Source organism: Streptomyces sp. NBC_01267 (assembly GCF_036241575.1).
Classification (GTDB): domain Bacteria; phylum Actinomycetota; class Actinomycetes; order Streptomycetales; family Streptomycetaceae; genus Streptomyces.
Genome location: NZ_CP108455.1, coordinates 3227372 through 3240065, shown reverse-complemented (window position 1 = coordinate 3240065; position 12694 = coordinate 3227372). Strand labels below are relative to the sequence as shown.

The following is a 12694-nucleotide window of genomic DNA, read 5'->3' as shown; positions in this document are numbered from 1 at the left end:
GTGCGGGCGGATCACTCGCCGCCCTGACCGGCGCTTCCGATCGGGCCGATCTTCACCGGCTCGCCGGAGCCGTCCGTGGCGGGCAGCGAGGCCTCGCCCGGCCAGTTGAGGGTGACCGAGTGCGTCTCGTCCGGCGGGGTCACGACGAGACCCGTGATGCGGACACCGGTGCCGCCCGTCTTGTTGAACGGGTAGTTGATCGGGAAGTCGATCTCCTTCCCGTTCTTGAGGACGGTCGAGATGGTCTCCTGACCCGTGCGCTTCGCGGAAATGGTCCCCGCGTTGGTCTTCAGGTCGACGCCCGCGTATCCGGAGATCCGGCAGTCGTGGCCGCTGGCGTTCGTGAGCGCCACCACGACGGTGGCGTCGGGGTCGCCGTCGATGGTGTTGTCCGTCGCCGAGATCTTCAGGTCGGAGGTGAGGCACTTGCCGATGCCGCTGCCGCTCGCGTGGGAGCCCGTACCAGCGGCCGTGCCCTTCCCGTTGGCGCTGGTCTCGGTAGCCGTGCCCTTCCCGCTGGTGGAGCTCGTTCCGGCGGCCGTACCCTTCCCGCTGCCCTGATCCGAACTGCCCGAGTCCGAACCGCTGCCCGAGGTGGACGCGGCAGCATCGGTGGACGTGGACGACTGGTCGCTCTTTCCGGTGGCGGCGGCGTTGTCGCTCTGGCAGGCCGTGAGCGAGAGACCGGCGGCAACGGCCAGGGCGGCGATGGTGAGCTTGTGAATGCGCATCGTGTTTTCCTCAGTGTCGGTTGGCAGTGCCGGCCGCTCGGTACGTGTCGGTACGAGCGAACGTTTCTGAACACCAGGACCCACCCGACCCGGTCAGCCGTTCCGCCCAACCACGCCCTAAGACACTCCTGTTACACGTGTGGTCGGGCATGATGCGCACCCACACCGGGCGCACCGTGCAGGGGCCCGCCGGAACGGCGGTTCCTGCCATCTCTCGGCATCCGGTGGCGGTTGCCGTCCCCTGGGACAGACCCGTGACCCGGCGGATCTTGACCGCGGCTGGTGGCATGCCGTCCTCAGGTCGCTTCTTCCGCGCCCCGAGCAGGCAGCCAGTCGGCCACACCACCGCGCGCCCGGCCGCGATTCGGACGCACACCTTGCGGTAGTCGGGTGCCAAGTCCCCCTCGGGGAGTCTGCGCGTCAACGGCAGGGCCTATCAGAATCCGTCGGGCTGCCTGAACATCAGCAACGAACCCGGCGACCTGGAAATCCGCAACCTTCTCCAGGGCAATGTGGTGACCGTCTGGGATGGCCCCAACTGCACGGGCGACCAGACCGGCGAGGTCGGCCCCGGTGACGGCCAGGACCTGTACGGAGCCAGCATCAAGATCGAGGAGTGAGACCTGACTCGTCCAGTCGGTGCGCCGCTGCTCACGGCTGCGTCTTTGAATCACCGTTTCGGGGCGCGGTCGTCCTGAGCTGAACGTCCGGTCGGGCCCGCCCCTGCGCTGCGGCTCGCGGCGCAGGGGCGGCCTACACGTTCCGCTTCGGAACTCGCCCGTCAGGCTGCTTACGGTGCGTCTGCCCGTACGTCCTGGACGAAGGCCGTCCAGGCGGCAGCTGGGAAGACGAGCGCGGGGCCGGTGGGGGCCTTGCTGTCGCGTACGGGGATGAGCCCGGGGAAGTTGTCGGCTACCTCGACGCAGTTGTTGAGGCCGCCGTCGCTGTAGCTGGACTTGCGCCAGCAGGCATTGGAGAGGTCGGGCGTGCGGTTCATTCTCTGTGCTCCTTCAGGACGCCCCTGATGAAAGCAATGGAGTCGGACGGGGGCAGCGCCAGATCTCGCAGCCGATCGTAGGACAGACGGGCTCGCGTGACGTCGGCCGGATCTTCCATCAACTCGGCGCACCGATTGCCCTCCGTGTAGGCAACTGCGCTCCCATCTTCCTGCCACAGCAGGGTAAGTGAGCCGTGCATCAAATGATGGGCTCCTGCAGAGAAGGGCAGAATCTGAAGGGTGACCAACGGCAACTCGGCCACCTCGATGAGGTGCTCCAGCTGTGCTTCCCACTCCTCGGCGTCAGCCACCGACCGTCGTAGCGCGTACTCGTCCATGATGATCCGGACCGAGGGAGCCGGATTGCGGTAGAGCAACTGCTTCCGACCCAGGCGCGCTATGACCTGGTCCTCCACGAGCTCTGCCTCGCTCTCCGTTTCCTGATCCCCGGACAACAGTGCACGAGCCACTTCCTCGGTCTGCAACAGCCCGGGGAGCCCAAGAGTGAAGACGTGCATGATCCGGGCGGTGAGTTCCAGCCGTACGACTTCCTTGTACTTGTTCTTGAACACCTCCCGCCGAGCCACCTTCCATAGCTGCACCAGCAACCCCCCGGTCTCGTAGTGCCGATCCAGGTCCTCCATCACCGCGAGCTTCGACAGCCGCTGGCTCACCTCCAGCCGGTACAGATAGCTCTTGTCGTACCGCGTCTCGCCGGCCAGCTGGCTCAGTGATTTCCCGGATTTCTCCCTCAGATACCGCAGGGTTCGCCCGAGCGCCGCGCGCCCCGACCCCTCTTCTACAGCGGTGACTTCGTCGGCCATCGCGTCCCTCCCGTTGCCGTGCGCGAAGGCAATCGCGCGTCTCTTTCCGAGCGTAGGGGCAAGCCGTAATCATCGGGACACGAACGGTAATCGCCGCTCGTCAGTGTGATCTCGACCCGTCCACCCCCACTCCCGTGAGGCACCGACATGCCTGATTCCCTGCTCCGTCTGCTCCCGTGGACCACCCCGGAAGGCAAGCCCTGCTACCTCAGCAGCGACAACCCCCGCAGCATGCTGTCCCGGCTGGCCGACGACCTGGAGGAGCAGCAAATCGACTCCGCCGAGCTGGTGTTGGAGGGGTCGCTCGCCGTGCTTGCCGATCGGGCGGCGGGTGAGCGCGCCGTGCGGTTCGCGCTCACCCGGGCCGCCGAGTCGCTGGGGGATGTGCTCCGTGTCGCGTGCAGCCGGGGTGCCCGCATCGGTGACGACGGGGCGGGTGCGGCGCACTGCGGAGTCGAGGGGGAGTGATGACGGTGACCGACGCGCCTGAGCTATTTGCCTAAAGGTGTTAGGTAAATGCATACTGGCTTCTGGTGAACGGGAGGCAGGATATGGCACGTGTAGGACTGACCAGGGAACGCCTGATCCAGGCGGGAGCGGAACTGGCCGACGAGGTCGGCTTCGAGCAGGTGACCGTCTCGGAGCTGGCCAGGCGGTTCGACGTCAAGGTCGCGAGTCTCTACTCGCACGTGAAGAACTCGCAGGACCTCAAGACGGGCATCGCCCTCTTCGCCCTGGAGGAGCTGGCCGACCGGGGCGCCGCCGCCATGGCGGGCCGGGCTGGGAAGGACGCCCTGGCCGCCCTCGGGAACGTCTACCGCGACTACGCGCAGGAGCACCCCGGCCGTTACGCCGCGACCCGGATGAGGCTCGACCCGGAGACGGCAGCCGCCAGCGCGGGCGTCCGGCACGCGCAGATGACGCGGGCCATCCTGCGTGGTTACGACCTGACGGAGCCGGACGAGACGCACGCGGTCCGGCTCCTCGGCGGCACTTTCCACGGCTACATCAGCCTGGAGCTGGGGGGCGGCTTCAGCCACAGCGCCCCCGACTCGCAGGAGACGTGGTCGCGGATCATCGACGCCCTCGACGCCCTGCTGCGGAACTGGCCCGCGCCCTGACCGGGGCTGTTACGGACGGCGCGAGCCCCGACCCGGGCCGACCTCGCCTCTCGCCCCTCACGACTCATTGACCACCAGGTGGAGAAGAGGAGAAGACCTGAGATGACCACGGACCCGACGGACACCACGGACACCATGGACACCACGGACACAGAGCAGAACTGGATCACGACGCCCGTCACCGAGGACCTGCTGCGCGGCGCCCTGGACCTGGAGCGCACCGAGCACGGGCTCCTGCCGCACCGGCTGCCCGCGCGGGCCCGTGCGCAGTGCGCCGACGGGCAGTTGGCCATGGCGGAGGCCCAGCCCTCCGGCGTACGGCTGGTGTTCCGTACCCGTGCCACTGCCGTCGAGCTGGACACCCTCCGTACGAAGATGGCCTACGTGGGCGCCCCGCCCCGGCCCGACGGGGTGTACGACCTGCTCGTCGACGGCCGCCTCGCCGGGCAGGCCGGTGTGAACGGCGGGAACGTACGGCTGGTGGACATGACCACCGGGTCCGTGGAGAACCGTCCGGGGCCGGTCGGCACCGTACGGTTCCCGGGGCTGCCCGAGGGCGTCAAGGACGTCGAGATCTGGCTGCCGTACAACGAGATCACCGAACTCGTCGCGCTGCGCACCGACGCCCCCGTCGAGCCCGCGACGGACCGGGGACGCAAGGTGTGGCTGCACCACGGGAGTTCGATCAGCCACGGCTCGGACGCCGCCAGCCCGACCACCATCTGGCCCGCGCTCGCCGCCTCGCGCGGTGGCGTGGAACTGATCAACCTGGGCCTGGGCGGCAGCGCGCTGCTCGACCCGTTCACCGCCCGTGCGCTGCGCGACACCCCCGCGGACCTGATCAGCGTCAAGATCGGCATCAACATCGTCAACGCCGACCTGATGCGCCTTCGCGCCTTCGGCCCGGCGGTGCACGGCTTCCTCGACACGATCCGCGAGGGGCACCCGACCACGCCGCTCCTGGTCGTCTCGCCCGTCCTGTGCCCCATCCACGAGGACACCCCGGGCCCCAGCGCACCGGACTTCAGCAACCTCAGCGAGGGGAGGCTCCAGTTCATGGCCGCGGGCGACCCCGCCGAGCGGGCGGCCGGGAAGCTGACGCTCAACGTCGTCCGGGACGAGCTGAGCCGCATCGTGAAGCAGCGGGCGACGGACGACCCGCACCTGTACTACCTCGACGGCCGCGAGCTGTACGGCGAGGCCGACTTCGCCGAACTGCCGCTGCCCGACCAGCTCCACCCGGACGCGGCCACCCACCACCGCATCGGCGAACGGTTCGGCGCGCTGGTCTTCGGGCCCGGGGGGCCGTTCACCACGGACGGTGCCTGAGGCGTCCGGCGTCCGGCGTCGATTGCGGCGCCGGCCGCGCCGGTCACTGTTCGGATCGGCCCTTCACGCAGATCAGTGTCTGCTGACCGGTCGCCACGAGCGTCCGCCGGTCGCCCTGGACCCCGAACACTTCCAACTGGCAGACGGTCAGCGTCCGTCCGGGCTTCAGGACCGTACCGACCGCCTCGATGTGATCGCCCTCGGCGGGTGCCAGGAGGTTGATCTTGTACTCCACCGTGAGCACCGAGGTGTCCTCGGGGAACAGGGTGAACGCGGCGTAGCCGCCCGCGCTGTCGGCGACGGCGCTGGTGGCGCCCGCGTGGAAGTAGCCGTGCTGCTGGGTCAGTTCCGGCCGATTCGGGAGCACGATGTGCACACGGCCGGGCCCGATGTGCGCCAGGCGCGCGCCGAGATGGGCCATCAGCCCCTGACGGTCGAAACTGGCCTGGACCCGGGCCTGTACCTCAGCGCTCGCCGGTTCGTGCGGTGTCTGGTCTTCCACGGGCGCTCCTTCAGTGGACGGACGGACGGAATGAGATGGACGGACGGGGCAGGGAAGCGGAGACGGTGATTTACGCTCCTCGGGTCCATTCCGAGTGCATCTTCCCGGCGGCCAGGGCGTACACATGGGCCAGTACGTTCGGGCCCTGCTCGCATTCCTCGTCGGTCAGAGTGCAGCCCATGCGGTCCCGCAGCACTTGCCGGGTGGTCGCAACACGCTCGGCGATCTGGGCGGCGCTGGGCTGCCGCGCGGCGATCTGCGCGACGAGTCGGCCCAGGCCCAGGCCCCGCTCCTCGGCGAGTTGGGCAAGATGATCGCGGGTCTCTTCCGGAACCTGGATGGTCGTGGTTGTCATGACGCCACTATGGAGGAGCCTTCGTGGTCCCTGGATGTCGTACATCGTGGGACCGTCCTCTGCCGGTCAAAAACGACCAGCAGGACGCCGAATCACATTCCTACGCGTACCCGGATCGCACCTTCAACCGACCGTTCCGGTTCGATTACAGTGCTGCGCAGTCGCACACGGACGGACCGACGGGGAGGGGCCGGGTGAGCACAGGGACCGCTGCCCTCTGGGGCCGTGCGGAGCAGCAGGACTTCCGCAGTCGTGTTCGCGGCTGTTTGCTCGGCGGTGCTCTCGGTGACGCGCTCGGCGCCGGTGTCGCCGGGCTCAGCCTGGCAGCGATACGGGAGGCCCACGGCGCCGGCGCCCTCACCGACCTCACTCCCGTACACGGCCGACGTGGTGCGGTGACCGCCGTCACCCAGCTCTCCCTGTTCACCGTGGACGGGCTGATCCGGGCCCAGGTGCGCCGCGACACGGGCGCCTGGCACCCGCCCACCGATGTGCACCGCGCGCATCTGCGGTGGGCCGCCACCCAGCGTGACTGGGGGCCCGACGAGCGCCGTGCGGACAACGGCTGGCTCGGCTGCGAGGAGTGGCTGTACCAGCGCAGGGACCCGGCGCGGGCCTGTCTGAACGGGTTCGGCGACGAGGTGATGGGGACCCTGGAGAAGCCCAAGAACCCCGAGGCCCGGGACGCCTCTGCCGTCAGCCGGTCCGCGCCCTTCGGGCTGCTCGTCGGGTGGGAGCCGGGGCTCGTCTTCCAACTGGCCGTCGAGTGCGCCGCGCAGACCCACGGCCATCCGACCGGGTGTCTCAGCGCCGGGGCGTTCGCCGTGATCGTGCACGGGCTGGCGCGCGGGGACAGCCTCGACGCGGCCGTGCAGCAGGCGCTCGGGCAGCTGACCCCGCGCCCGGGGCACCAGCCGGTCACCGACGCCCTGCAGCACGCGCTCGGCACCGTACGCCAGGGCATGCCGAACCCGGAGCGGGTCGAGAAGCTCGGCGACGGCTCGCTGGCCGAGGACGCGCTCGCGATCGGTGTGTACTGCGCGCTGGTCGGCGAGGACGTACGGCACGGGCTGCGGCTCGCGGTGAACCACAGCGGTCCCTCGCAGGCGACCGGCGCGATCTGTGGCAGCCTGCTGGGCGCCCTGCACGGCGAGACCGCGCTGCCGCCCGCCTGGCTGTCGGAGCTGGAGGGCCGGGCCACCGTGCTCGAACTCGCCGACGACTTCGCCATGGAGATGACCCAGGGTCCGGCACTGCACGGGCCCGCACTCACCACACCGGGGTGGCTGGCGCGGTACCCACGGGGGTGACCGGGCACGTGAGTACGGGTGGGCACGTACGGATGGGGCTTGTACCGGTGGAGCACGTACGGGTGGAGCACGTACCGGTGGAGCACGTACGGGTGGGGCCCGCCCCTGAAGCCGCTCGGGCTGTCAGAGGCGGGCCCCACCGGGTCCGTAAGGCCAACTGCCGTCAGCCAACTGCCAACTGCCGTCAGCCGTCAGCCGTCCGCGCCTTCGCGCCCCGTCACCTTCCTGTCCCGGGCCCCGTCCCGCGCCCCGGCCTGCGCCGGCACAGCCGCCCCGGCCCCGTCCGGACCGTCGCCGTCCGCGTTCACCTTCGCGATGATCGCGTCGCGTTCCGGGGTGTCCTCCGGCTTCACGAAGCCGATGAGGACGTAGAGCACCAGCGAGATCGCCAGCGGCAGCGAGACCTGCCACTCCAGCGCGACACCGGTGTTGACCGAGCCGTCCAGGTGGTAGTTGGTGAAGTAGAACGCGAGCAGCCCGGCCGCCCAGCTGACCAGCGCCGCCGTCGGCCCGGACTTCCGGAAGCTGCGCAGCAGGCCGAGCATGAACGGGATCGCGATCGGGCCCATCAGACCGGCGACCCACTTGATGACCACCGAGATGATGTCCTTGAACGTCGGCGAGTTGATCTGCGTCGCCAGCGCCATCGACAGGGCCAGGAAGCCGAGCGTCGAGACCCGCGCGGCCAGCAGACCGGTGCGGCTGCTCCACTCGCGGGCCGCCCGGGAGACGGCCGGGGCGATGTCCCGGGTGAAGACGGCCGAGATGGCGTTGGCGTCGGAGGAGCACATGGCCATCGTGTGCGAGAAGAAGCCGACGACGACCAGGCCCAGCAGCCCGTGCGGCAGTAGCGACTCGGTCATCAGGGCGTACGAGTCGGACGCGTCCGGCTTCTGCGCGTGCACCAGCAGCGGGGCACACCACATGGGGAAGAAGAGGACCACGGGCCACACCAGCCACAGCAGGGAGGAGAGCGTGGCCGAACGGGTCGCGGAGCGTGCGGAGTCGGTGGCCATGTAGCGCTGGGCCTGGTTCCACATGCCGCCGTTGTACTCGAAGGTCTTGATGAAGAGGTACGCCAGCAGGAAAGTCACCGTGTACGGCCCGGCCGTCGGGTCGGTGTGGCCGCTGGGCAACTTGTCCCAGACGGTCCAGATCGCGCTGAAGCCGCCCAGCTTGCCCATGGTGGCGACCAGCATCGCGACACCGGCGATCAGCTGGATGATGAACTGCCCCAGCTCCGTGAGCGCGTCGGCCCACAGGCCGCCGACCGTGCAGTAGACGGCCGTGATCACGCCGGTGATCAGGATGCCCTGGGTGATGGTGATGCCGGTGAACACGGCCAACAGGGTGGCGATGGCCGCCCACTTGGCGCCGACGTCCACGATCTTCAGCAGCAGACCGGACCAGGCGAGCGCCTGCTGGGTCTGGATGTTGTAGCGGTCCTTCAGGTACTCCAGCGGCGATGCCACGTGCAGACGTGAGCGGAGCCGGTTGAGCCGGGGGGCGAAGAGCTTCGCGCCGATCCCGATGCCGATGGCGATCGGCAGCGACCAGGTCACCATGGAGGTGAGGCCGTACTGGTAGGAGATTCCGGCGTACCCGGTGAACATCACCGCGCTGTAGCCGGACATGTGGTGCGAGATACCCGATAGCCACCAGGGCATTCTGCCGCCGGCGGTGAAGAAGTCGCTGACGTCGTCCACACGTTTGTGGGACCAGACGCCGATCGCGATCATCACGCCGAAGTAACCGATGAGCACGGTCCAGTCGAGACTGTTCATGTGCCCCCTCCAGGGGTCCGCCTGTACTGAGTTCATCTCGATGAACCTCGATGAACGGGAAACGCTTCGCCAGTACGTCGTGCGGGCCAAGTCCCCGTGCGGGACCGGGGACTTCACGGATTGAACCCTCTGCGCCAAGGGCGGGTCAAGGGTTTCAATGGTCACAAGCATGAACACGGATCAGCAAGTAGAACGAATTTACTCGCTCTTGACCTCTGGACCGGTTGCTCTCGGAGTGACGGGGGCCACACCATGAGCGGGCACTTCGCCAGACACAGCCGGAAGGCAGAGGCCAAAGGGCAGAAGCCGGAAGGAAGAGGTCGGTACGGAGAGGCCGGTACGAAGCGGTCTCGGCGGCCGAACGGAAAGACCGCACGGGATGCGGGTCCCGTGCGGTCGAGAAGAGGAGGTGTCGACGTCCCTGTTCAGTACATCGGTTCAGCGCATCCGTTCAGCGCATCAGTTCACCGGCGTTGACCAGCAGCGACTGGCCGGTGATCGCTCGCGAGCGGTCGGAGGCCAGGAAGATCGCGGCCTCCGCCACGTCTCCGTCCGTGGCGAGTTCGGGCAGTGCCATCCGGTCGGTGAGCCGCGCCAGGACGTCCGCCTCCGGGATCTGCTCGGTGTGCGCGGTGAACTGGACGAACGCCTGCACCGGCGGGCCCCACATCCAGCCGGGCAGCACGGTGTTGACCCGGATCCGGTACGGCCCCAGCTCGCGCGCCATCGAGTACATCGCCGAGGTGAGCGCCCCCTTCGACGCGGCGTACGCGGCCTGGTGCACCTCTGACGGGGCGGCGACGGCCGACTGTGTCCCCACGATGACGACCGCCCCGCCCCGCGCCTTGAGGCCCGGCAGGCAGGCCCGCGTCATCCGCAGCGTGCCGAGCAGATTGACGTCGATGACGCCCTGCCAGGTGCTGAAGTCGGCGTCCTGGATTCCACCGAAGTAGCTGTCCCAGGCGGCGACATGGACGACCGCGTCGATCCCTCCGAACCGCTCGACCGCCAGCGCGGCCAGTGCGTCGCACTGTGCCTCGTCGCCGATGTCCGTGGCCAGCAGGGCGGTGCGCGCGCCCGACGGGTCGATCTCGGCGGCGCACTTCACGAGGTTCGCCTCGGTGCGGGCGCCGAGCACGGCGTTGCCCCCGTCCCGTACGACGGCCGCGGCCACCTGATGACCGAGCCCGGCGCCCACGCCCGACACGACGACGGTCTTCCCGGTGAGCGAACCGGAAGGCGATCCGGTGGGCTGTTCGCCGGGCTGTTCGGTAGCGCGGGTTTCCAGGGGGTCGGTTTCCATGGTCGGGCCCTCCGGACTCTGGCAGTTTGTCTGACGGAGCGTCAGAGTAGGGCGGTCCGGTGGAGGAAGGAAGACGGAGGAAGCGGAAGGATGGCGGATCGGATGAGCCAGTCAGCAGGTGCCGGGAAGGCCGGGGGAGCCGAGAAGGCCGGGGGAGCCGAGGGGGCCGGGAAAGAGGACACCCGCAGCGGGACGTACGCCGAACTGGCGTCGGTCGGGCCGTACGGGGTGCGCCCCGGCCACGCGCTGATCACCATGGTGGAGCCGCACCCGGGCCACGAGTACGCGTACAACCGCTGGTACGAGGACGACCACTTCTACGCGGGCGCCATGGCGATGCCGTGGATGCAGGCGGGCCGCCGCTGGGTCGCCACCCGGGAACTCCAGGAGCTGCGCTACCCGGAGAAGTCGGCGGTCGCCCAGCCGGTGACGGCCGGCTGCTACCTCTCGACGTACTGGGTGACCGAGGGCCGCTACGACGAGCACATGAAGTGGACCGTCGGCATCAACAAGCGGCTGAACCGCGACGGCCGGGTCCATCAGGAACGTACGCATGTCTTCACGTCGTTCCAGGACCACGAGGCGACGGTCTACCGGGACGGGGACACCGGGCCACGGGACTTCCACGCGCTCGACCATCCGTACGCCGGGCTGGTCCTTGAGGTGATCGATGCCGAAGGGCCCGCGCAGCGCGCCGAGTTGCTGGAGTGGCTGCGGACCTCACACCTGCCGCAGCGGCTTTCCGGCGGGCCCGCAGCGATGGTGACGGTCTTCCGGCCGACACCGTTGCCGGGCGACCGGATGACGTACGTCAAGCAGGTGGAGGGGGTCGATACCCGGCTCACCCTGCTGTGGTTCCTTGAGGCCGACCCGCGGGAGGTCTGGCAGTCGCACTTCGCCGCGCTCGACGGGGACCTGGTCGAGCGCGGCCTCGGGCGGGTGGAGCTGGTCGCGCCTTTCGTACCTACCGTGCCGGGCACCGACCGCTATGTGGATCAGCTGCGGTAGCCCACCACTGCTGTACTCGGCAGCGGTGCGCTCGGTGGCGGCATGCTCGGCAGGGATGCGCTCGTTCGGGAGGAGCCCCCTCGGCTGGGACGGCGATCCAGTCGAGAGGGTCCTGTCCGATGCGCTGGTGAAAGGAGGCCCGGCATCAGCCGAGGTCGAAGGCGCCCCGGCTCACGTCCGTGACGAACGCAGTCCATGATCCGGGGGCGAAATCGATACGGGGCCCCGCGGTGACCTTGGAATCCCGTACGGAAATGGCCTGAACGGAGGGGGACTTGACCTCCACGCACGCGCCATTTCCGGCGGAATACGACGACTTGATCCAGTTCGTTGCTGCGCCTTGCTGAATTGCCATTTTCGCTCCGGTCTCGCCAGTGTCGATGGGTGCCAGCGTTCTCGATGACACGATCGACGCTACTCGTGAACCCTCAGCCACAAGACGGGCGTTCACTCGACCGGATGACATGTCCCCTCGAAGTCTTCCCTTGCCTGCGGGGAGGCCTGTACTCTTCGCCCGCTGCAATGGAATCCCTGTGTCAGAGAGCGAATTCCTTCGCGACCTTCGAGATGAACTCACGGGTCTGGTCGGCGTTCAGGGCCTGCGCCCGCAAGTGCTCGTACATGACGCTGTACCGCTGCACATCCGGCGATTTCTCCAGATACAGATCGCTGGTGACGCCCTCGATGTAGACCACGCTCGAATCGCCGGCGTCGGGGAACTCAAGAATGGCGTACTGCCCGGTCACTCCCGGATGCGCGCCCACCGCGAACGGCAGCACCTGCAGGGTGACATGCGGGAGTTGCGACCATTCGATGAGGGATTCCAGCTGCTCGATCATCGCCTGGCGGTCTCCCACGAGGCGGCGCAGGGTCGCCTCGTCGAGCACCGCCCACAGCCGCAGTGGGGAATCGGCGGCCCGGAGCCGGTCCTGACGGCGCAGGCGGACCTGCACGCGCTTCTCGATGTCGGTCGTCGAGGTCTCCGGCATGGCGCCGGTGATCAGCGCCTCCGCGTACCGGCTGGTCTGCAACAGCCCCGGCAGGACCTGCGACTCGTACACGCGGATCGAGGCGGCGTCCGTCTCCAGGCCGATGTAGACGCTGTACGGGATGTCGCCGAAGGCGTGCCACCAGCCCTGCTGGCGGGAGTCCTTGGCCATCTGCATCAGCGAGTCGACGATCCGGAGGTCCTCGACCTCGTACACCCCGCAGAGGTCGCGGACATCGCGCTGGCTGATGGAACGGCGGCCGTTCTCCAGGCGGCTGATCTTCGACTGGGAGACCAGCAGACGCTCGGCGACCTGCTCGGCCGTCATGTTCTTCTGCTCACGCAGTTTGCGGAGCTCCTGGCCGAGTCGGCGTCGCCTGACTGTGGGATTGACGTTGGACGCCACGGGAACAGCACCTCCGGCTTTTGACGTACACAGACC

The 12694-nt window shown here is 68.6% G+C and carries 14 protein-coding genes; 5 read left to right on the top strand and 9 right to left on the bottom strand.

Features of this window, described 5'->3' with window-relative positions:
- Positions 1-11: 11 nt before the first annotated feature.
- The 3 genes from OG709_RS14775 to OG709_RS14765 form a co-directional block, all read right to left on the bottom strand.
- Positions 12-731, bottom strand: coding sequence for a DUF4232 domain-containing protein (locus tag OG709_RS14775; protein WP_329166455.1), 720 nt, complete (start codon positions 729-731; stop codon positions 12-14).
- A 790-nt stretch (positions 732-1521) separates the two neighbouring features.
- Positions 1522-1728 (bottom strand): DUF397 domain-containing protein, encoded by a 207-nt coding sequence (locus OG709_RS14770; protein WP_329166453.1) that lies wholly within the window; start codon positions 1726-1728, stop codon positions 1522-1524.
- Complete coding sequence (locus OG709_RS14765) at positions 1725-2552, bottom strand: helix-turn-helix domain-containing protein (RefSeq protein WP_329166452.1); 828 nt, start codon at positions 2550-2552, stop codon at positions 1725-1727. The genes OG709_RS14770 and OG709_RS14765 overlap by 4 nt, the downstream gene beginning before the upstream one ends.
- 147 nt (positions 2553-2699) lie before the next feature.
- On the opposite strand from OG709_RS14765, the gene OG709_RS14760 reads away from it, so the two are divergent.
- From OG709_RS14760 to OG709_RS14750, 3 genes are all read left to right on the top strand, one after another.
- Positions 2700-3020 carry a hypothetical protein gene (locus tag OG709_RS14760; protein WP_266642509.1) on the top strand — a complete coding sequence of 107 codons (321 nt, stop codon included), beginning with the start codon at positions 2700-2702 and terminating at the stop codon, positions 3018-3020.
- An 83-nt stretch (positions 3021-3103) separates the two neighbouring features.
- Positions 3104-3673, top strand: coding sequence for a TetR/AcrR family transcriptional regulator (locus OG709_RS14755; protein WP_250301315.1), 570 nt, complete (start codon positions 3104-3106; stop codon positions 3671-3673).
- A 135-nt stretch (positions 3674-3808) separates the two neighbouring features.
- Positions 3809-5002 carry a GDSL-type esterase/lipase family protein gene (locus OG709_RS14750; RefSeq protein WP_266645010.1) on the top strand — a complete coding sequence of 398 codons (1194 nt, stop codon included), beginning with the start codon at positions 3809-3811 and terminating at the stop codon, positions 5000-5002.
- A 43-nt stretch (positions 5003-5045) separates the two neighbouring features.
- On the opposite strand, the gene OG709_RS14745 is transcribed toward OG709_RS14750, so the two are convergent.
- Together OG709_RS14745 and OG709_RS14740 are read right to left on the bottom strand one after the other, a co-directional pair.
- Positions 5046-5423, bottom strand: a complete 378-nt coding sequence (locus OG709_RS14745) for a PaaI family thioesterase (protein WP_401277908.1) — start codon at positions 5421-5423, stop codon at positions 5046-5048.
- Between the two features lie 151 nt (positions 5424-5574).
- Positions 5575-5859, bottom strand: a complete 285-nt coding sequence (locus OG709_RS14740; RefSeq protein ID WP_266642512.1) for a hypothetical protein — start codon at positions 5857-5859, stop codon at positions 5575-5577.
- A 194-nt stretch (positions 5860-6053) separates the two neighbouring features.
- Between OG709_RS14740 and OG709_RS14735 the strand changes: the two genes are divergently transcribed.
- On the top strand, positions 6054-7169 hold the full coding sequence (locus OG709_RS14735; RefSeq protein ID WP_250301318.1) for an ADP-ribosylglycohydrolase family protein: 1116 nt from the start codon (positions 6054-6056) through the stop codon (positions 7167-7169).
- Positions 7170-7360: 191 nt separating this feature from the next.
- On the opposite strand, the gene OG709_RS14730 is transcribed toward OG709_RS14735, so the two are convergent.
- Both OG709_RS14730 and OG709_RS14725 read right to left on the bottom strand, forming a co-directional pair.
- Positions 7361-8953: a sodium:solute symporter family protein gene (locus OG709_RS14730; protein WP_266642513.1), complete on the bottom strand. Its 1593-nt coding sequence runs from the start codon at positions 8951-8953 to the stop codon at positions 7361-7363.
- 451 nt (positions 8954-9404) lie between these two features.
- Positions 9405-10256, bottom strand: a complete 852-nt coding sequence (locus tag OG709_RS14725; protein WP_266642515.1) for an SDR family oxidoreductase — start codon at positions 10254-10256, stop codon at positions 9405-9407.
- 102 nt (positions 10257-10358) lie between these two features.
- Here OG709_RS14725 and OG709_RS14720 point away from each other — a divergent pair, with 102 nt between their 5' ends.
- The gene (locus tag OG709_RS14720) at positions 10359-11264 is read left to right on the top strand and encodes a hypothetical protein (RefSeq protein ID WP_266642516.1); all 906 of its coding nucleotides are present in this window, start codon (positions 10359-10361) and stop codon (positions 11262-11264) included.
- Between the two features lie 145 nt (positions 11265-11409).
- Here the strand turns inward: OG709_RS14720 and OG709_RS14715 are convergent, their stop codons facing one another.
- Positions 11410-11619 carry a DUF397 domain-containing protein gene (locus tag OG709_RS14715; protein WP_250301322.1) on the bottom strand — a complete coding sequence of 70 codons (210 nt, stop codon included), beginning with the start codon at positions 11617-11619 and terminating at the stop codon, positions 11410-11412.
- Positions 11620-11800: 181 nt separating this feature from the next.
- Positions 11801-12658: a helix-turn-helix domain-containing protein gene (locus OG709_RS14710; RefSeq protein WP_250301323.1), complete on the bottom strand. Its 858-nt coding sequence runs from the start codon at positions 12656-12658 to the stop codon at positions 11801-11803.
- Positions 12659-12694 lie beyond the last annotated feature (36 nt).